Origin of the sequence: Cryptosporangium japonicum (assembly GCF_039524755.1) — a bacterium.
Lineage (GTDB): Bacteria > Actinomycetota > Actinomycetes > Mycobacteriales > Cryptosporangiaceae > Cryptosporangium > Cryptosporangium japonicum.
Map to the genome: position 1 here is coordinate 19296 of NZ_BAAAGX010000012.1, position 18417 is coordinate 37712.

Annotated in this window: 19 protein-coding genes; 12 read left to right on the forward strand and 7 right to left on the reverse strand. The window is 71.5% G+C overall.

Annotated elements, in window-relative coordinates; all coding sequences use genetic code 11:
* Positions 1–29: 29 nt before the first annotated feature.
* The 7 genes from ABD437_RS15575 to ABD437_RS15605 are packed head-to-tail and all read left to right on the forward strand — an operon-like array spanning position 30 to position 5131.
* A complete protein-coding gene (locus ABD437_RS15575) occupies positions 30–986 on the forward strand; it encodes a flagellar motor switch protein FliM (RefSeq protein ID WP_344649555.1) in 957 nt (318 codons plus the stop codon).
* The gene (fliN, locus tag ABD437_RS15580) at positions 983–1744 is read left to right on the forward strand and encodes a flagellar motor switch protein FliN (RefSeq protein WP_344649556.1); all 762 of its coding nucleotides are present in this window, start codon (positions 983–985) and stop codon (positions 1742–1744) included. The genes ABD437_RS15575 and fliN overlap by 4 nt, the downstream gene beginning before the upstream one ends.
* Positions 1741–2175 carry a flagellar biosynthetic protein FliO gene (gene fliO, locus ABD437_RS15585; RefSeq protein ID WP_344649557.1) on the forward strand — a complete coding sequence of 145 codons (435 nt, stop codon included), beginning with the start codon at positions 1741–1743 and terminating at the stop codon, positions 2173–2175. Before fliN ends, fliO begins: the two co-directional genes overlap by 4 nt.
* Complete coding sequence (fliP, locus tag ABD437_RS15590) at positions 2172–2981, forward strand: flagellar type III secretion system pore protein FliP (protein WP_344649558.1); 810 nt, start codon at positions 2172–2174, stop codon at positions 2979–2981. Before fliO ends, fliP begins: the two co-directional genes overlap by 4 nt.
* 9 nt (positions 2982–2990) lie before the next feature.
* On the forward strand, positions 2991–3266 hold the full coding sequence (locus ABD437_RS15595) for a flagellar biosynthetic protein FliQ (protein WP_344649559.1): 276 nt from the start codon (positions 2991–2993) through the stop codon (positions 3264–3266).
* Positions 3263–4027, forward strand: a complete 765-nt coding sequence (gene fliR / locus ABD437_RS15600; protein ID WP_344649560.1) for a flagellar biosynthetic protein FliR — start codon at positions 3263–3265, stop codon at positions 4025–4027. The genes ABD437_RS15595 and fliR overlap by 4 nt, the downstream gene beginning before the upstream one ends.
* 3 nt (positions 4028–4030) lie before the next feature.
* Positions 4031–5131 (forward strand): EscU/YscU/HrcU family type III secretion system export apparatus switch protein, encoded by a 1101-nt coding sequence (locus ABD437_RS15605; protein WP_344649561.1) that lies wholly within the window; start codon positions 4031–4033, stop codon positions 5129–5131.
* A 72-nt stretch (positions 5132–5203) separates the two neighbouring features.
* On the opposite strand, the gene ABD437_RS15610 is transcribed toward ABD437_RS15605, so the two are convergent.
* Positions 5204–6454, reverse strand: coding sequence for an EAL and HDOD domain-containing protein (locus ABD437_RS15610; RefSeq protein WP_344649562.1), 1251 nt, complete (start codon positions 6452–6454; stop codon positions 5204–5206).
* A gap of 116 nt (positions 6455–6570) precedes the next feature.
* On the opposite strand from ABD437_RS15610, the gene flhA reads away from it, so the two are divergent.
* From flhA to ABD437_RS15635, 5 genes are all read left to right on the forward strand, one after another.
* Positions 6571–8652, forward strand: a complete 2082-nt coding sequence (gene flhA, locus ABD437_RS15615; protein ID WP_344649563.1) for a flagellar biosynthesis protein FlhA — start codon at positions 6571–6573, stop codon at positions 8650–8652.
* A 1804-nt stretch (positions 8653–10456) separates the two neighbouring features.
* Positions 10457–12574, forward strand: a complete 2118-nt coding sequence (locus ABD437_RS15620) for a hypothetical protein (RefSeq protein ID WP_344649564.1) — start codon at positions 10457–10459, stop codon at positions 12572–12574.
* A complete protein-coding gene (locus ABD437_RS15625; RefSeq protein WP_344649565.1) occupies positions 12574–12870 on the forward strand; it encodes a hypothetical protein in 297 nt (98 codons plus the stop codon). The genes ABD437_RS15620 and ABD437_RS15625 overlap by 1 nt, the downstream gene beginning before the upstream one ends.
* 78 nt (positions 12871–12948) lie before the next feature.
* On the forward strand, positions 12949–13731 hold the full coding sequence (locus ABD437_RS15630) for an alpha/beta fold hydrolase (protein WP_344649753.1): 783 nt from the start codon (positions 12949–12951) through the stop codon (positions 13729–13731).
* 4 nt (positions 13732–13735) lie between these two features.
* Positions 13736–14566, forward strand: coding sequence for a helix-turn-helix domain-containing protein (locus tag ABD437_RS15635; protein WP_425558158.1), 831 nt, complete (start codon positions 13736–13738; stop codon positions 14564–14566).
* Positions 14567–14602: 36 nt separating this feature from the next.
* On the opposite strand, the gene ABD437_RS15640 is transcribed toward ABD437_RS15635, so the two are convergent.
* Genes ABD437_RS15640 through ABD437_RS15665 form a run of 6 tightly spaced genes read right to left on the reverse strand, consistent with a single transcriptional unit; the run spans position 14603 to position 18358 of the window.
* Positions 14603–15100, reverse strand: coding sequence for a hypothetical protein (locus ABD437_RS15640; protein WP_344649566.1), 498 nt, complete (start codon positions 15098–15100; stop codon positions 14603–14605).
* A gap of 4 nt (positions 15101–15104) precedes the next feature.
* On the reverse strand, positions 15105–15467 hold the full coding sequence (locus ABD437_RS15645) for a response regulator (RefSeq protein WP_035850079.1): 363 nt from the start codon (positions 15465–15467) through the stop codon (positions 15105–15107).
* Entirely contained in the window at positions 15464–15940 is a 477-nt protein-coding gene (locus tag ABD437_RS15650; RefSeq protein ID WP_344649567.1) for a chemotaxis protein CheX, read from the reverse strand. The genes ABD437_RS15645 and ABD437_RS15650 overlap by 4 nt, the downstream gene beginning before the upstream one ends.
* Positions 15937–16314: a response regulator gene (locus ABD437_RS15655; RefSeq protein ID WP_035850078.1), complete on the reverse strand. Its 378-nt coding sequence runs from the start codon at positions 16312–16314 to the stop codon at positions 15937–15939. Before ABD437_RS15655 ends, ABD437_RS15650 begins: the two co-directional genes overlap by 4 nt.
* 14 nt (positions 16315–16328) lie before the next feature.
* Entirely contained in the window at positions 16329–17180 is an 852-nt protein-coding gene (locus ABD437_RS15660; RefSeq protein ID WP_344649568.1) for a CheR family methyltransferase, read from the reverse strand.
* Positions 17177–18358 (reverse strand): protein-glutamate methylesterase/protein-glutamine glutaminase, encoded by a 1182-nt coding sequence (locus ABD437_RS15665; RefSeq protein WP_344649569.1) that lies wholly within the window; start codon positions 18356–18358, stop codon positions 17177–17179. Before ABD437_RS15665 ends, ABD437_RS15660 begins: the two co-directional genes overlap by 4 nt.
* Between the last annotated feature and the right edge of the window lie 59 nt (positions 18359–18417).

Consider the following 18417-nt stretch of genomic DNA (forward strand, 5'->3'; position numbering starts at 1 on the left):
AAGCAACGCGCACGTCCGATCGGGCCGACGTGACTTCGTCGTCCGCGCCCGCCGGCGCCCCCCGCACCGCCGGCCGGCTGTCACGGCGATCCAAGGGCGCCGGTCCGCAGCCGTACGACTTCCGCCGGCCGACGAAACTGTCCCGGGAGCACGCCCGGACGCTGCAGATGACCTACGAGACGTTCGCCCGGCAGTACACGACGCTGCTCACCTCGAGCCTGCGGGCGATCTCCCAGGTCAGCCTGGTCTCGATCGAGCAGCTCAGCTACGACGAATACATCGCCCAGATCGGGAACCCGACGCTGCTCACGATGGTGACGCTCTCCCCGCTGCCCGGCATCACGCTGCTCGAGATCCCGGTCGACATGGCACTGGCCTGCATCGACCACCTGCTCGGCGGGCCGGGCGGAGCGCAGCCGCAGCGCGAGCTCTCGGAGATCGAGACCGTCCTGTTCCGGGGTCTGCTCGACCGGATCCTGGGCGAGTTCCGGTACTCGTTCGACACCGTCAAGAAGATCGAGCCCAAGGCGGGCGCGATCGAGTACAACCCCCAGTTCGCGCAGGCCGCGGCGCCGTCGGACCCGATGGTCGTCGTCTCGCTGGAGATGAAGGTCGGCAGCCAGGAGTGCATCGCCACGATGTGCCTGCCGTTCGCGGCGGTGATGCAGGCGCTGCAGAAGGCGGACGAGGCGGCGGCGCTGACCCCGGCCGAGCGGATGGCCAAGGAACTGGCGCTGCGCAACCTCACCGGCGGCCTGCTGGGCGCGAAACTGCCGGTGGTCGTGCGGTTCGGCACCACCCAGATGTACCCGGAGCAGATCGTCGCGCTCGAGCCGGGCGACGTGGTGTCCCTCGGCCACCCGGTCAACCGGCCCCTCACGGTCAGCACCAACGGCATCACGCTGGCTCACGCCGTCCCCGGTAACCACGGTGCGCGGCTGGCGTGTCTGGTCGTCGATCCCCCGAGAGAGGACGCCAGGCGTTGACCGCATCCACAGAGGCCGCAGCGAGTGTGCTCGCGCGGGTCGGCGCCGCCGCCACCGCGGCGTTGCCGCTGCTGCCTGCGGTCGACCCGCTCACCGCCGGTGACCCCCAGGTCACCCCGGACAGCGGTGGCCTGGTCGGTCAAGGTGTCCTCGCCAGCTTCTCCGGCGCCGCGCAGGGCCAGCTCCTGGTCGCGGTCAGCCAGGACCTCGTCGACGCGCTGGCCGAGAGCCCGATGGGCGCGCTCGACCTCACCCAGGCCCTCCAGCCGGTCGCCGAGGCCGCCGCCGGGACGCTCGGCGCGGTCGTGGTCGAGCAGGGCATCCCGGTGCCCGACCTGGAGGCCGGGCTCACCGCGCTGTCGGAGTCCGGTGACGCCGCGTTCGTGCTGCTCAGCGACGACAGCGGCGTCCGGGCACTGGTCGGTCTGCTGATCACGTCGGTGACCAGCATCGCCGCGGGCGGCGGAGGCGGCGGAGGCGGTGGCGGGGCCCCGCTGCAGCACGGACTGGACCTGCTGCACGGCGTCGAGATGGACGTCACCGCGGAGCTGGGTCAGACCCGGATGACCGTGCGCGACCTGCTCTCGCTGACGCCGGGCTCGGTCGTCGAACTGGACCGGCTGGCCGGCAGCCCGGCCGACCTCCTGGTCAACGGTCGCATGATCGGCCGCGGCGAGGTCGTGGTCATCGACGAGAACTTCGGGATCCGGGTCACCGAGATCATCACGCCGGACAGCGATCGGCCGTCCGGCTCATGATCGAGGCCACGCTCCGGGCGGTGTTCTCCCTGACGGTCGTGCTGTTCCTGATGTGGGGGCTCGCCCGCCTCGTCCGGCGCGGTCCGATCGGGCGGGGCACCGCGTCGCTCTCGGTGCTCTCCCGGCAGCAGCTCAGCCGCGGCGCGTCGGTGGCGGTCGTGAAGGTCGACGACCGGGCGCTGGTGCTCGGCGTCACCGACGCCCAGGTCACGTACCTCACCGAGGCCCCGCTGAGCGCGTTCGAACGACCGGCGTTCGCGGACGTCCTGGCCGAGCACGCCGGTACCGACGACGTGCTCACGAACCGACGCTCCGCCCGGCACGCCGCGCCCGAGACGAGGCCGGGCCCGTTGGCCGGATCGGTGCTCTCGCCGTCGACCTGGTCGCAGGTCGCCGGGTTCGTCCGCGATCGCGCGAGCCGCCAACGATGAACCGTCGGGCGGCGGGGCTACTGCTCCTCGGCTTCGTCATCGCCCTGGTCGTCTGGGGCGATCCGGCTCCCGCGCCCGCGGCTCCGCTCGGCCCTCCGGTGGTCGAACCGGCCGCGCCCACTCCCCCGGTGCCGCCGGGCGGACAAGTGACGGTCAACGTCAACAACGGCCCGAACGGCAAGCCCAGCACCGCGGTCACGCTGCTGATCGCGCTGACCGTGCTCTCGATCGCCCCGTCGGTGATGCTGCTCTGCACCTGCTTCACGAAGGTGTTCGTGGTGCTCAGCATCATCCGCAACGCGCTCGGGCTGCAGACCATCCCGCCGAACCAGGTCCTGGCCGGCCTGGCGCTGTTCATCAGCATCTTCATCATGACGCCGGTGCTCAGCCAGGTGAACTCGCAGGGCGTCCAGCCCTACCTGAAGGGCACCAAGACCCAGACGGAGGCGTTCCAGGACGGCGTCCAACCGCTGCGCGAGTTCATGCTCAAGCACACCCGCAAGGACGAGATCGCGCTGATGAACCGGGTGGCCGACAAGCCGAGGCCGAAGAACAAGGACGACGTCTCGCTGCCGGTGCTGATCCCCGCGTTCGTGCTGTCGGAGCTGCGTGCCGCGTTCATCATCGGGTTCGTCATCTTCCTGCCGTTCATCGTCGTCGACATGGTCGTGTCGGCGTCGCTGATGTCGCTGGGCATGATGATGCTGCCGCCGGTGATGGTGTCGCTGCCGTTCAAGCTCCTGCTGTTCGTCATGTCCAACGGCTGGACCCTCGTCGTGACCGCGCTGGTCGCGAGTTACCGGTAGGGAGACGCCATGACCGATGCGCAGATCATCGAGATCGGGCTCTTCACGATGACGATCATCGCGAAGCTCAGTGCGCCGATCCTGTTGACGACGCTCGCCGTCGGTTTCCTCATCTCGCTGTTCCAGTCGGTGACCCAGATCCAGGAACAGACGCTCTCGTTCGTGCCGAAGGCCATCGCCGCCGGTGCGGCGCTGCTGCTCGGCGGCAACTGGATGCTGCACGAGCTCGTGTCGTACACGACGCAGATCTACGCCCGGATACCCACGCTGCTGTCCGGGTCATGACCTGGCAGTTCGAGGGGTCGCAGGTGGTGGCGCTGCTGCTGGCCACCGTCCGCGCGTCGGCGTGGCTGGTCGTGGTGCCGCCGTTCGCCGCGCCGATGATCTCGGCCCGGATCAAGGCGATCCTGGCGCTCTCGATCGCCCTCGCGGTGGGACCGGCCGTGCAGAGCCAGGCGCCGCCGATGGAGTGGGCCCCGCTCGTGTCCAGCGCCGCCCAGCAGGTCGTGGTCGGCGCCGCGCTGGGCTACATCACCTCGCTGCTGTTCACCGCCTTCCAGGTCGCCGGCGACCTGATCGACATGTTCGGCGGTTTCCAGGTGGCGATGGCCTACGACCCGATGGCGAACACGCAGACCGCCCCGTTCGGCCGCTTCTACAACCTGCTCGCCACGACGCTGCTGTTCGCCACCGGCGGCCACGCGCTGATCATCCGGGGCTTCGCGGAGTCCTACGACGCGGTGCCGCTGACCGGCGTGCTGTCGTTCGCCGCGCTGGGCCACGTGCTGACCGAGGGCATCGGGCAGATGTTCCTGGCCGCGCTGCAGATCGCCGGACCGCTGATCGCAGTGCTCTTCTGCACCGACGTCGCGCTCGGCCTGCTCACCAGGGCGGCGCCGGCGCTCAACGCGTTCTCGCTGGGTTTTCCGGTCAAGATCCTGATGACGATGCTGCTGGGCGGGCTGGCGATCGGCATCGTGCCGGGCATGGTCGAGGAGGTCGTCGACACCGCGGTGGTGGCCGTGATGACCGTGATCAGGGCCTGAGCCATGTCCGGTGAGAAGACCGAGAAGCCGACACCGCAAAAGAAGAAGAAGGCCCGCAAGGAGGGCCAGATAGCCCGCACCCCCGACCTGGGGGCCTGGGTGGGCATGTTGCTGGCGAGCTTCCTGCTGCCGATGGTGATCCGCGCGATGATGGACCGCGCCCGGACGCTGTTCGAGAAGGCGATCGACGTCATCGAGAACCCCGACGCGGGCCGCATGCTCTCGCTCATCCCCGACCTGCTGCCGGCGATCGGGCTCGCGGTCGCGCCGCTCGCGATCGGCATGATGCTCACCGGCATCGGCGCCACCGCCGCACAGGGCGGCCTGAACTTCGCGACGAAGCTGCTCAAGCCGAAGTTGAGCAAGCTCAACCCGTTCTCCGGACTCAAGAAGATCCTCGGCCCGCACGCGCTGTGGGAGGCGATCAAGACGATCGTCAAGAGCGGGGTGATCGGCGCCGTTCTCTATTGGTCGATCAAGGACGTCATCCCGGTCCTGATGGGCAACGGGCAGATCCCCACCGAAGTGATCATGGAGCAGGTCGTCGTCACGGTGGAGCGGCTGATCCGGTCGGCGGCCGCGGCCGGGCTCGTGATGGCCGCCGCCGACTACGCGGTCGCCAAGCGTCGGACCGACAAGCAGTTGCGGATGAGCAAGCAGGACATCAAGGAAGAACACAAGAAGACCGAGGGTGACCCGCACGTCAAGGGTGCGATCCGGGCCAAGCAGATGGCGATGGCCCGCAACCGCATGATGGCCGACGTCCCCAAGGCCGACGCCGTCATCGTCAACCCGACGCACTACGCGGTCGCGCTCCGGTACGACCCGCTGAAAGGCGCGCCGCGGGTGGTCGCTAAAGGCACCGGAACGATCGCGCAGAAGATCCGCGAGCTCGGCACCGAGAACCGCGTGCCGGTGATCCAGGACGTCGCGCTGGCCCGCACGCTGTACAAGGCGTGCGACATCGGGCAGGAGATCCCGCCGGAGCTCTACGCGGCGGTGGCGACCGTGCTGGCGTTCGTCATGTCGCTGAAGGCCAAGGGCGCCGCGGCCGGTACCCACACGCTGCCGGCCAACCGCCGGGTGGCGCTCCCGAGCGAATAGCGGCGTCCCGGCGGCTCCGCCCCGCTAGCTAACGGCCTCGCTGGCGAATCGCCCCGCTAGCGAATTGCCTCGCTAGCGAATTGCGGAGGACGTGGAGACCTGCCAGGCGGCGGCCTCGAGGTAGCTCTTCGCGAGCACGGCCAGCGAGAGCTTGTTCTGCACCCGCGCCATCCCGCGCGCACCGGACTCGTAGGCCCGGATCGCGTTCAGCACGACGCCGAACTCACCCTGCTCCTCGACCAGCGCGGCCTGCACCTCGTCGGTGAGCGGCAACCGATCGGCGAGGTCACGGGCGTCGACGCCCAGCAGCTCCGCCACGCCGGACAGGAGGCCGATCGTGAAGCCGACGTCGGCGGGCAGGTGCGCCTGCGTCGCGATGTTCTGGATCCACCGGCCGCGCACCATCGGGATCGACAGGTCGGCCTCGCCGGCGCCCGACAGGTCGCTCACGATCATCACCGCGAGCCACTGACGCAGCCGCTCGAGCCCGAGGATGACCACCGCGTCCTGGATCGACGCGATCCGGCGCCGCTGCCCGATCGAGGCCGAGTTCGTCGCCCGCAGGATGCGCAGCGCCAGCCCGGGGTCGGCGGCGATCACCGCCGACAGCTTGGGCAGGTCCACGTCGGGACTGGTCAGCAGGCCGAGCAGCTCGAGCTGACGTGCTTTCGACGGGCTGATCGCCTCCGCGCTCAACGTCTCCGGCCGGCCGAGCAGATAGCCCTGGAACAGCTCGAAGCCCAGGTCGCGGGCGAGCTCGTAGTCCGCGTCGGTCTCCAGGCGCTCGGCCAGCAGCGTGATGCCCCGGCGACGTCGGCGCGCGGTCGCGACGCGCTCACCGAGCAGCGCCGGATCGACGCCGGCGACCTCGAACTTGATGTACGAAGCGTAGTCGAGCAGCCGGTCGATGCTGGTGCCCCAGACGAAGTCGTCGAGCGCGATCGCGTACCCCTGCCGGGCCAGGTCGGCGACGCCGGCCACCACCCGGTCGTCGACCTCGACGGTCTCCAGCACCTCCAGCACGGCCAGGTCCGGCGCGAACGGCAGCGGCAGGTCACCGGCGAGGAACTCGGCGGTGAGGTTGACGAACCCGAGCCGGTCCCCGACCAGGCGCTCCAGCCCGAACTCCGCGAACGCGTTGACCAGCACCCGGCTGGTGGCCGCCGCGGCACGCTCGGTGGACGCGGTCGCGCCGGGAGCGTCACGGAACAGGAGCTCGTAGGCGACCAGTTGTCCCTCGCGGTTCACGATGGGTTGCCGGGCCACGTAGAGCGTCTCGGTTCGGTCCGCGACGGGCTGCGGCGGCGCGGGGACTGGGTGCACGTCGATGACATCGGCGGGTGATGCGCCGGGTGAAGCAAAAGAATTACTCAGGCGCCGGGCCCCGGTGCCGATGGGACACGAGCCAGGACGGCAGCGGGGAGCCCGATGGATCGGGCATGTCGTCGTACCTGCGGAGCGCCGTGAACTTCAAGGCGATCGGGCCGTTCGCCGTACCGGTCGGCATCGTATCCATCATCGTGATGATGGTCGTGCCGCTGCCGACCTTTCTGCTGGACATCCTGCTGGCCTTGAACATCACGTTGTCGCTGGTCATCGTACTGGTCAGCTTGTACGTCACGCGCCCGCTGGACTTCTCGATCTTCCCCGCGCTGCTGCTCGTCGCGACGCTGTTCCGGCTCGCGCTCAACATCAGCGCCACCCGTCTGGTGCTGCTCGACGGGTTCGCCGGGCACGTCATCGAGGCCTTCGGTCACTTCGTCGTCGGTGGCTCGCTGATCATCGGCCTGGTGATGTTCCTGATCCTGGTCGTCATCCAGTTCCTGGTCATCACCAAAGGTGCCGAGCGCGTCGCGGAGGTCGGCGCCCGGTTCACGCTCGACGCGATGCCCGGTAAGCAGATGGCGATCGACGCCGACCTCAACGCCGGCCTGATCGACGAGGCCGAGGCGCGCCGCCGCCGCGAGGACGTCGCCGCCGAGGCCGACTTCTACGGCTCGATGGACGGTGCCTCGAAGTTCGTCAAAGGTGACGCGATCGCGGCGATCGTCATCACGGCGATCAACCTGATCGGTGGCATGACCGTCGGGATCCTCCAGAAGGGCATGGCCCCGATGGAGGCGGTCAACACCTACAGCCTCCTGAGCATCGGTGACGGTCTGGTCTCCCAGATCCCGGCGCTGCTGCTATCGGTGTCGACCGGTCTGATCGTGACCCGCTCGGCGACGTCCGGCGACATGGGGACGTCGGTGGTCGGGCAGCTCGGCGCGCAGAAACGCGCGGTGCAGATCGCCGGGGCCGCCGCGCTCGCGCTCTGCCTCATCCCCGGCCTGCCCAAACTGCCGTTCCTGTTGCTGGGCGCCGCGACGCTGTTCCTCGCGACCCGGCTGCCCTCGGCGGATCAGAAGCTCGAGGAGGCGGCCGCCGAGCAGGCCGCTTCCGCCGCGCCGACCGGGCCGTCGCCCGACTCGCCGGAAGCGCTGCTCGGCGAGATGCGGGTCGACCCGCTCGAACTCGCGCTCGCGCCCGACCTGGTGGACCTCGTCGACACGTCCGGCGGCGACCTGCTCGACCGGGTACGTGCGCTGCGTCGCAAGGTCGCGCTCGAGCTCGGGATCATCATGCCGCCGGTACGCACCCACGACGACCTGGACCTGCCGCTGTCCAGCTACGGCATCCGGATCAGCGGCGTCGAGGTGGCCCGCGGGCAGGCGCCGCCCGGCACCGCGCTGGCGATCGGCGACGGGCTCGAAGCGCTGCCCGGGCGGGCCGGGCACGAGCCGGTGTTCGGGCTGGAAGGCAAGTGGATCCCGGCCGAGCTGCGCCACCAGGCCGAGATCATGGGCGCGACCGTCGTCGACCGGGCCTCGGTGGTGATCACGCACCTGGCCGAGGTGGTCCGGCAGAACGCGTCGCGGCTACTCGGCCGGGAGGACGTCCGCAACCTCACCGAGGTCGTGAAGCGGTCGCACCCGGTCGTGATCGAGGAGCTGACGCCGGCGCTGCTCAGCCTCGGCGAGATCCAGCGGGTGCTCCAGCACCTGCTCGACGAGGGCGTACCGATCCGCGACCTGGTGCGGATCTTCGAGGGCCTCTCGCTGGCCGCGAAGGCCGGCAGCACCCCCGACGGCCTGCTGGAGGCCGCACGCAGCGCGCTCGGCCCGGCGATCGCGAACCACTACGTCGTCGAAGGGCGGCTGCCCGTGATGACGCTCGACCCGCAGATCGAGCAGGCGCTGCTGGAGTCGCTGCGCCCCGGCGAGGGCGGCATCCAGCTCGGCGTCGACACCGCGCGGGCCGAGGCGCTGGTCACCGAAGCGCACCGCTTGTTCGACACGGCGGAGCAGCGCGGCACCACCGCGGTGCTGGTCTGCTCGCCGGTCCTGAGATTGCCGCTGCAGCGGCTGGTCCGGCTCGCGACGCCGCGCCTCCCGGTGCTGTCGTACACCGAGATCTCGGGCGTCTCCGCCCAGATCGAGACCGTGGGGGTGGTGGGCGGTGTCTACCCGGCTGTTGCTTGAGGGTCCGGATCTGGAATCGCTGCTCGCGAAGATCAAGGAGGAACACGGGTCGGCCGCACGGATCGTGTCCGCCGAACGGGTGCGCAGCGGGGGGTTGGCCGGCTTCTTCGCGAAGCAGCGCTTCGAGATCGCGGTCGACATCCTCGATCCGGAGGAGTCGCCGGGCGAGGACGGGGCCGAGGTCGACGAGGACGCGGACGGGTTGACGGCGCTGCTCGCGCGGGCGGAGGCACAGGATTCGATCGAAGGCCCGGGGTCTCGGTCGGGGCCGGGGTCTGGACCGGGGTCTCGGTCGGGAGCTGGACCGGGGTCTCGGTCGGGGGCTGGGCCGGGAGCCTGGCCGGCTCCAGAGCCGAATTTCGGGCCGGCTTCCGGGCCGGGGAACGCGGCTGGGCCCGGGAACGCGGCTCTGCCCGGGAACGCGCCGGGGGCGGGGAACGCGCCGGGGGCGGGGAACGCGCCGGGGGCGGGGAACGCGCCGGGGCGGCCGGGGAACGCGGCGCTGTTCGCGGAGGTGTTGGCCGCGCGGAGCGGGGATGCGGCACGGCGCACGATCGAGTCCGGGAAGCGGCCGGGTTCGGGGGTCGGTCCGGGGCGGGCCGGGGTGTTCGACGGGTTGGCTGATGCCGGGGACGCGGATTCGCCGGTCGGACCGGGCACTGGGGATCGAGGGCTCGAGGTCCCCCGAGGCGCCAGTGCCGGGGGCGCCGGTGCCGGGGGCATGGGTGCCGGGGGCGCGCGTGCTGGGGCTGCAGGTGCCGAGGCTACGAATGGTGGCCGTGGGTTTGCTGGGTCCGATGGTGCCGAGCACGGTGGCCGTGAAACCGCGGGCGCTGGAGCCGGAGGCGCTGGGCACAGGGCTGCCGGGGATGGTTTCGCCGGACACGGGGCTGCCGGGGATGGTTTCGCCGGACACGGGGGCGCCGGAGCCGGGGATGCCAATGGTTGGGATCCGGGGCGTGGCTTCGCTGGGGGCGAGGGCGCCGATCACGGAGGCACCGGGCTTGGGACCGCTGGGGCCGGGGGTGCTGGAGCCGGAGGTGCCGGAGCCGGAGGTGCCGGAGCCGGAGGTGCCGGAGCCGGAGGTGCTGGAGCCGGAGGTGCCGGAGCCGGAGGTGCTGGAGCCGGAGGTGCTGGAGCCGGAGGCATCGGGTCCGGAGTTGCCGGGGGCGGGGGTGCTGAAGCCTGGAGCGCAAGGCGCAACCTTGCTGGGCGTGGGGGCACCAGGGATGCCGGGACCAGGGATGCGAGGGACACCGGGGCCAGGGACACCGGGGCCAGCGGTGCCGGGCGCGGAGCTTCCGGGGCCAGCGGTGCCGGGCGCGGAGCTTCCGGGGCCAGCGGTGCCGGGCGCGGAGCTTCCGGGGCCAGCAGTGCCGGGCGCGGGGCCTCCGGGGCCGGTATCACCAGGCGCGGAGCTACCGGGACCGATGTGACTGGGCACGGAGCTACCGGGACCGGTCTGGCCGGGCACGAAGCTACCGGGACCGGTAATGCCGGACACGGGCCTGCCGGAGCCGGCAATGCCGGGCGCGGGGCTGTCGGGCAGGGCGGGACTGCTGGGCAGGGCGGGACCGCCGGGCAGGGCGGGACCGCCGGGGCCGGAACTGCCGGGGCCGGAACGGCTGGGGCCGGAACGGCCGGCGCTGGAGTTGCGGGCGCTGAAGTTGCCAGCGCTGGGGCCGCTGCGGTTCGGACCGCTGGGGCCGGCGGTGGCGGGCGGGGAGTTGCTGGGCGAGGAGTTGCTGGGCGAGGAGCTGCTGGGCGTGGGGGTGGCGCGGAAGCCGGTTCGAGCGGAGGGCCGATGCTGACTGGGCCTTCGGTCGCCGCGAAGCTCGCCGAACGGGCGCGGCGGCGGGCGGCGGAGCTTGCCGCTGAGGCCGCGGAGAACGAGCAGCGCAACGCGAGTCGGCGTAATGGGCGCATGCGGATCGTGTCGAGCCCCGGTGCCGATGGTTCGGCGCCCGACGAGGCGGCTGGTTCCGACGCCCCGGACGACCCGGCGGTGGCTGCCGACAGCTCGCGCCAACGAGCCATCTCCTCCACGGCCGGTGGGCGACGGCGTGACGGCGCACGACGCGACGATGCGGGGGAACAGCACGGGGACCCGCAGCACCGCGACGCGCCCGATCGGCAACGCCACCCGGACCTCGACGACGGGCCACTGGATCACGACGCGCCGGTTCGCTACGGCGATGCGGAACGCGAGGAACGTCCGCAGCGCCTGGTCGGAGCACGGCGCCACAACGATGCCGAAGGCAACGCGGAACCGGGTCGCCTCCCACAATCCGACCGCGAACCGGCCGGGCACTACGAGACCGTCGGGCACCAGTTCTCGGTCGTCGACGAGCTCGACGAGCTCGACGACCTCGACGACCTCGACGACCTCGACGAGGACGAGGAAAGCGCGGTCACGGCGGAGGTTCCGATCGCTCGGCCGCAATCGCGGCGGCGTACCGTGCGCGGGGCTCACCCGGTGTCTCCGGCGCCGCGCCGTTCCGCTCCCGCCGCGGCGGCGGAGTGGGGTGCGGCGGCGGTCGCGCGTCCGGATCTCGCGGCCTCGGGGTACGTGGCACCCGGTGCCGATCACCTTCCTTCCGCGACCGGACGAGCCAGCGTTCCGGGCCCGGGCGACCCGACCACCCCGGGCGGACCTCACGGCAGGGGCGGACCGACCGGCGCGGGCCGACCGCACACCCCCGCCGGACGAAACGGCGCGACCGGACCGAACATCCCGCTCGGACCGAACGGCGGACCCCACGGCGTGAGCGGAAACCACGGCGTGAGCGGAAACCACGGCGTGAGCGGAAACCACGGCGTGAGCGGAAACCACGGCGTGAGCGGAAACCACGGCGGGCCGATGGGCCCCGGTGGGTACGGCGAGAACGACGGACCCCCCACCGCCGTCCAACCGGTCCGAAGGCTGCCTCCCAAACCCGCCACCCGCAACGGCTACGACCATCCGGCGGTGCAGCTGGTCCGCAACGGCGTCCCGGTGCACATCGCGGCCCGCGCGGTCGGTCCGGATCCGTGGACCGCGGTGGCTCGGGCGGTGGCCGGGCTGCCCTACCCGCCCGCGTTGCCGTCGCGCCCCGGTGAGGTGCTGGTGATCGTCGGCGACACCGAACCGGCGCTCGTGGTGGCGGGGCAGATCGCCGCGTTGTCGGCCGGTATCGATCCGTCGGCGACGCTGGTCGCGGGCTCGATCGCGGGCACCGGTCTGCGTCGTTCGCACCGGATCTCCGGCCCGGAGGAAGCGGTCCGGCGCGCGGCCGAGCTGCACTCGTCGGCCGGTCCGCGGATCGTGGTCGTCGAGGCCACGGCGGGCTCGCCGATCGGCCGTCCGGCGGCGGTGACGCCGTCCGCCGACGGTTCGCCGCGCGCGACGATCGCCGCGCTCGCCCCGACGCAGGTCTGGGCCTGCGTCGACGCGACGCGCAAGAACGCCGACACGGCCCGGTTCCTGGACGCGCTCGACCGGGTCGACGCGCTCGCCGTGCACGGCGCCGACGAGACCGTCGAGCCCGGCAGCGTGCTGCACTTCGGGTTGCCGGTGGTGATGCTGGACGGCCGACCGGCCACCGCGCGACGCTGGACCACGCTGCTGTGCGAGCGCCTCACCGGCGGCCCGCTGCCCGACGGCCCGATCGCGCCGGTCATGCCGCTGGAGCTGCCGGCCGGCCACCGCGGTGCCCACGCGGCGGTCGCGGAGGAGCCGGCCGGGTCACGGCGAACGACGCACCGCGCCCCGGACGTGGGGTACCGCGCGTCGGCGCCGGTGGAGTACCCGCCGCCCGGTCACGAGCTCAACGGTCACGAGCTCAACGGTCGGGGCGTCAACGGGTACGGCGCGCCCGGGCCGGCGGCGAACGGTCACCCGGGTCCGGTCTGGTGGCCCGACGACGAGCCGGGCGGGCTCTGATGTTCGCCCGCTACTCCGTGCTGCTGCTGGCCGCGCTGCTGGCGGGGCCGGCGCTGTGGCAGGCGTTCGTGGTCGGGGACCTCGACATGGACACCGCACTCATCCGCTACCTGATCGCGGTGCTGGTGGCGGCGGTCATGCTGGGGTTCCTGCGGATGCTCTACAACACCTATCAACGCATCCACGAGGAGCACCAGCTGGAGCGTCAGCTCGAGGAGATGCGCCAGGCCGAGGCCGAGCGCCGTGCCGCCGCCGAGGCCGCCGCCGCCGAAGCCGAGGGCAACGGCCCCGCCTGACGGGAACATTCGTTCAAGACGCCGTTCCGGCGCACGGGAGACGCTCGCGGTCCGACTCGACCGCGGGAGACGATCGTGATGCCCGATTCCGACGTGCAGGTACTGGTGGACGGCGACCCGGACACCTCCACCCTGCTGCTGCTCACCAACGCCGCCGCCCCGAGCGCGATGTGGACCCCGGTGGTTCCCGCGCTCGCGGAGAGCCACTACGTCGTCCGCGTCGATCTGCTCGGCCACGGCACTCCGCCGCGCTACGACGTCGCGACCCAGGTCCGCCGCATCGCCGCCGTTCTCGACCGGCTCGGGCGCACGCGCGTGACCGCGGTCGGGCACTCGTCGGGCAGCATGCTGGCGACCGCGCTCGCCGAGGAGCGTCCCGACCTCACGGCGGCCGTGGCGCTGCTCGACATGGGCCCCGACCTGGCCGCCCAACTCCCGGAGAGCCTGCTCTTCCGGCTGGTCCGCACCCGGTTCCCCGGCGCGCTGCTCTGGCGTCTGCGCAGCCCGAGGAGCATGGCGAAGGCGGCCCGCGGCACCGCCGCCGGCGTGCACATCCCCGAGGAGTGGTTCGAGCAGCTGCGACGGATGCCCCACCGGGACTTCCGCGGCGTGCTGAACGCCTATCAGGACTACCTCGGACAGCGCGGCCTGCCGGAGCGGCTCCGCGGCTCGGGGCTCCCGCTGCTGGTGATCTTCGGCGCCGACGACGAGCGGTGGCTGGCGTCGTCGGCCGAGGCGTACCGGGTCGTGCCCGGCGCCCGGATCGAGCTGCTGCCGGGGGTGGGCCACACCCCGCCGCTCGAAGCGCCGGAGCCGACCGCCGCGCTCCTGCTGGAATTCGCCGCCACGCTCGTACGCTGAGGCCGTGCGATCCGCGCGAGCCGGTGCGCCGGGCTGGGACATCACGGTTCCCGGCCGGTCCGGGCCGCCCGGCGTCACGATGGCGGCGTTCAGCGACCACTCCGGCACGCCGATCGACGTCGACATGGTTCCGCACTCCGCCGTGTCGCTGATCCTCGACCTGGGCGAGGAGTCACTGGTCGTCGCCGACGCCACCGGCGCCCGGCGGCGGGGATGCGTGGTCGCCGGGCTGGTGCCCCGGGGGGCGCGCGGCTGCGGCCCGGCCGGCGGCTTCGCGTGTCTGCAGGTGCGGTTGTCGCCGGTGGTGGCGCACGCGGTGCTGGGCGCGGACCTCGCCGGCGAGTTGGTCGGCCTCGACGACCTGTGGGGGCGCGACGCCCGGCGGTTCCGGGGGCGGCTGCTGGCCGCGGCGAGCTGGGAGGACCGGTTCGCGATCGCCCGCACGGCGCTGGCCGCGCGTCTCGAGGAGGGGCGCGCGGCCGACCCGGAGGTCGCGTACTGCTGGGCGCGGCTGCGCCGGAGCCGCGGGCACGTCCGGGTCGAACGGCTGGCGGCCGACGTCGGCTGGAGTCGTCAGCGGTTGTGGTCGCGGTTCCGGTCGCAGATCGGCCTGACGCCCAAGCAGGCGGCGCGGCTCGTCCGCTTCGACGACGCCGCGCACCGCCTCGCGGGCGGGCGCGGTGCCGCGCGGGTGGCGGCCGAGTGCGGGTACGCCGACCAGTCGCATCTGCACCGCGAGGTGCTGGCGTTCACCGGGGCGACCCCGTCCGCCGTGGCGACGAGGCCGTTCCTCGCCGTCGACGACGTCGCCTGGCCGGAGCGGCGTCAGGGGTGACCGCGCGGCGCGGTCACCCCGATGCCGCCGCCCATCTCAACCCGCCAGCGAGATCCAGAGCCGCCCGGAGCCGTACCCGGCCACGGCCACGGCCAGGTCGAGGCGGGCGCCGAGCGCGACGCACCGCCCCTGGATGTCGGCCGGAGCCGGCTCGCCGGGCAGGTACACGCTTTCCTTCTCCAGCCGCAGGTGCGGCGTGCCCTCCTTGTTGAGGAGCGCGGCCATGATGTTGCAGACCTCGCGGACGTTCTCGCCGACCATCTTGGAGAGGTCGCCGTCCTCGACGCAGGCCTCGGCCCCACCCTTGGGGATCAGGCCGATCGCCGCACCGATCCACGCCGACAGCGGCAGGTCCATCCCGCTGACACCGGTGACCTTGTTGCTGTCGTCGATGTAGACGGCCACGGTGGCCTTCTGCAGGTCGGCCGCGGACGGCGGGTTGCCGTCGCCCACCGTGATGTCCTTGCCGAGCAGTTCTTCCAGCATGTCCCGGACGTCTTTCGGGGACGGCAGCTGGGTAGTGGCTTGTGTCATCCGGTCACCCCAGAATCGAGTCCAGTTGTTCCTTGAACATTTCCGCCGTGAACGGCTTCGCGATCAGGAACAGCGCGCCGCCCGCGGCAGCCGTGTCGCGCATCTCCTGGGTGCCTTCGGACGTCACGAAGCCGAACGGCGTGTTGTTGCCGCCGGCCCGGAGCGCGCGGAGCGCCTCGATGCCGGTCAGATTGGGCATGTTCCAGTCCGACAGCACCAGGTCGAAGCTGTCGGCGTTCGCCTTCGCGACCAGCTCGGCGCCGTCCTCGGCCTCGACCAGGTCGTGGCCGTCGTACCCGGCCTGCCTGAGCGTCCGGGTCACGATCTGGCGCATCACCCGGCTGTCGTCGGCAATCAGGATTTTCATTCGGTCCCTCCCCCTTGCGGCTTCTCCAGCACGCTGACCTCCATAGGCTCACCCATCCAGGTCGCCTCAAACCGGCATATTTCGTCGCCGGCAAGCCACGGGTCGCCGTCGGCGTTGTTGTGCACCTCGGGAAGTCCGAGCGTGCACGGCTCGGGCAGCAGGCTCTTGACGTTGCCGCCGATCACGTTCGCGAGCTCGCCGAGCGCGTCGTCGACGTCGCCTTCGGTGACGTCGTCGGACTCCATTCCGAGCAGCGCCGCGGCCGCTTCCTTGGACGCCACGTCCGAGCACGCCACCAGCACCAGACCGTGCCAGGCCCCGCTGACCGCGACACCGGCGACGACGTCCTTGGAGAGCTTGTCCGGCGGCAGCGGTATGAGCGGCTTGGCGCCGTCGGTGTCGAGGTAGGAGGCCCACACCTGCTCGGCGATCTGCTGCAGGTCGTCGCCGGTCGGGGCCATCGTCGCGCTCACGCGTGCGCTCCGTCCGGGATCAGGCCGAGCATGACCAGCTTGTCGACGATCGCATCGGGCGTGAACGGCTTGATCACGTACTCGTGCGCGCCGGCCGCGAGCGCGCGGACGATCTGTCCGTGCTCGCTCTCGGTCGTCACCATCATCAGGGTCATCCCCCGGTATTTCTTGTCCGCGCGAACGGCGGTCACGAACTCCAGACCGTTCATTTCGGGCATGTTCCAGTCGATGAGGGCCAGCTCCGGAACCGCCTCGAGTTCCTCGAGGCGGTCCATCGCCTCCCGCCCGTTGCCGGCTTCGACCACGTCGAAGTTCAGACCGGTGACGATGCGTCGAAGGATCAGTCGCATCGCTCGCGAGTCGTCGATGACCATGCAGAGCACTCGCCTCACCCCTTCCCCGTGACGCCGACCGGCGCCGAAGTACCGGTCCGCGGCCGGTAGGCCGACGTCCGTCCGGTGACGACGCGTTCGAAGCCGTCGTCGATTCCCATCGTGGTCTCGGCGGCGCCGAGGAAGAGCCACCCATCCGGCTTCAGCAGATTCCGGATGCGCTTGAGCACGCCCCGCTTGGTCTCCACGTCGAAGTAGATGAGGACGTTGCGCAGGAAAACCACGTCGAAGGCCGGCATCGGGGGGAACGGTGCCGCCAGGTTGAGCCGCTTGAAGGAGACCGCCTTCTTGATCGGCGCCGCGACCTCCCACTCCGCGCCGGCCCGGGTGAAGTGCTTCACCAGGAGCGGGGCGGGCAGGCCGCGGTTGACTTCCAGCTGGCTGTACCGGCCGCGTTCGGCCCGGGCCAGCATCTCGGTCGAGATGTCGGTGCCGAGGATCTCGTACGTCCAGCCGGGGGGCAGGTTCTCCTTCAGCAGGATCGCCAGCGTGTACGGCTCCTGGCCGCTGGAGGACGCCGCCGACCAGACCCGCAGGTGACGCGAGGGTCCGCGTGACTTCACGACGTTCGGGATGACGAGTTCGGTCATCGCGGTGAACGGCTCGCGGTCGCGGAACCAGGACGTCTCGTTCGTCGTCAGCGCGTCGACGATGCTGTCGCGGTCCTGCCGGCCGGACGGGCTCTGCGCCCGGAGCAGGAATTCCGTGACCGACGCGAGCCCCGCCTTGCGTGCCAGCGGCAGCAGCCGCGCCTCGACCAGGTACTCCTTGCCCGGTTCCAGCACGATCGACGCCTCGCGGCGGACCAGGCTGCTGACGAACTGGAACTCGTGCGCCGCGAGGCTCATCGGACCACCGCCAACCGGTTGGTTCGGCCGTGGCCGACGCGACTGAGCAGAGTGTCGGAAATCGAGCCGAGCGGCAGCACCACGTCGGCGAGCCCGGCCTGCGCGACGGCCCCGGGCATGCCCCAGACCACAGATGTCTCCTCGTCCTGGACCACTATTTCGCTACCGACCTTCGCCAGAACCTCGCAGCCCTTCTTGCCGTCCTGTCCCATGCCGGTGAGCACGACGGTCAGGGCGTGCGCCCCGAAGACCGTCGCCACCGATCGGAACAGCGGGTCCACCGCCGGGCGGCAGGAGTTCTCCGGCGGTCCCTCGTGCAGCTTGGTGAGCACGGAAGTGCCTTTCCGGACGACTTCCAGGTGCTTGTCGCCGGGCGCGATGTATACCGTCCCGGCATCCAAGGGGATGTCCGCCGTCGCTTCGACCACTTTTACTGCACTTGCCCGATCTAGGCGATCTGCGAACATTTTGGTGAAAATCGGCGGCATGTGCTGAACGACGACCACCGGAACCGGGAGGTCCTTCGGAAAGCCCTGGACGACCTTGGCCAGCGCATCCGGCCCGCCGGTGGAGCAGCCGACCGCGATCACGTCGATCCGCTGACCGGGGGTCTTGCTCTTCGCCGGCCGCATCGGGGCGCGGATGCCCCCGGACGGGGCGGCCGGCGAACCGAGCGGGGGACGGCCGGCGAGCGGGGCGCCGGGGCGGCCGGGCGGTGCCGTGCCGGGGCGTGCCGGCGGCATTCCCGGGCGGGTGGGCGCGGCTCCGGGCCGCTGCTTGGGCCCGAGCGCGTAGATGCGCGGGATCAGCTGCTCGCGGACGCTCTTTATCGACTCGCGGACGCTGCCGACGTTCGCCGGTTTGGTGACGTAGTCGGTGGCGCCGGCGGAGAGCGCCTCCAGCGTCGCCGAGGCGCCGTTGGCGGTGAGCGTGCTGAACATGATCACCGGGAGGCGCTTGTGCTTCGGGCGCAGCTCCTTGAGCGTCCCGATGCCGTCGAGCACCGGCATCTCGATGTCCAGCGTCATGACGTCCGGCTTGAGCTCCTCGATCTTCGCCAGAGCGAGTCGCCCGTTCGACGCGGTACCGACGACCTCGATGCCGGGATCGTCGCTGAGTGCGTCAACGATCAAGCGCCGGACGACGACCGAGTCGTCGACCACTAGAACCTTGATCACACGCGCCGCCTTCCCGTGCCGAGGCCCACGCCGCAGCAGGACGGGACGCACCTCGGGGC

Bases quoted from the DNA above. Each gene is read 5' to 3' on its own strand.
- fliO (WP_344649557.1), top strand. From the start codon at position 1,741: ATGATCGAGGCCACGCTCCGGGCGGTGTTCTCCCTGACGGTCGTGCTG.
- fliP (WP_344649558.1), top strand. From the start codon at position 2,172: ATGAACCGTCGGGCGGCGGGGCTACTGCTCCTCGGCTTCGTCATCGCC.
- ABD437_RS15595 (WP_344649559.1), top strand. From the start codon at position 2,991: ATGACCGATGCGCAGATCATCGAGATCGGGCTCTTCACGATGACGATC.
- fliR (WP_344649560.1), top strand. From the start codon at position 3,263: ATGACCTGGCAGTTCGAGGGGTCGCAGGTGGTGGCGCTGCTGCTGGCC.
- ABD437_RS15605 (WP_344649561.1), top strand. From the start codon at position 4,031: ATGTCCGGTGAGAAGACCGAGAAGCCGACACCGCAAAAGAAGAAGAAG.
- flhA (WP_344649563.1), top strand. From the start codon at position 6,571: ATGTCGTCGTACCTGCGGAGCGCCGTGAACTTCAAGGCGATCGGGCCG.
- ABD437_RS15620 (WP_344649564.1), top strand. From the start codon at position 10,457: ATGCTGACTGGGCCTTCGGTCGCCGCGAAGCTCGCCGAACGGGCGCGG.
- ABD437_RS15625 (WP_344649565.1), top strand. From the start codon at position 12,574: ATGTTCGCCCGCTACTCCGTGCTGCTGCTGGCCGCGCTGCTGGCGGGG.
- ABD437_RS15630 (WP_344649753.1), top strand. From the start codon at position 12,949: ATGCCCGATTCCGACGTGCAGGTACTGGTGGACGGCGACCCGGACACC.
- ABD437_RS15640 (WP_344649566.1), bottom strand. From the start codon at position 15,100: ATGACACAAGCCACTACCCAGCTGCCGTCCCCGAAAGACGTCCGGGAC.
- ABD437_RS15645 (WP_035850079.1), bottom strand. From the start codon at position 15,467: ATGAAAATCCTGATTGCCGACGACAGCCGGGTGATGCGCCAGATCGTG.
- ABD437_RS15655 (WP_035850078.1), bottom strand. From the start codon at position 16,314: ATGGTCATCGACGACTCGCGAGCGATGCGACTGATCCTTCGACGCATC.
- ABD437_RS15660 (WP_344649568.1), bottom strand. From the start codon at position 17,180: ATGAGCCTCGCGGCGCACGAGTTCCAGTTCGTCAGCAGCCTGGTCCGC.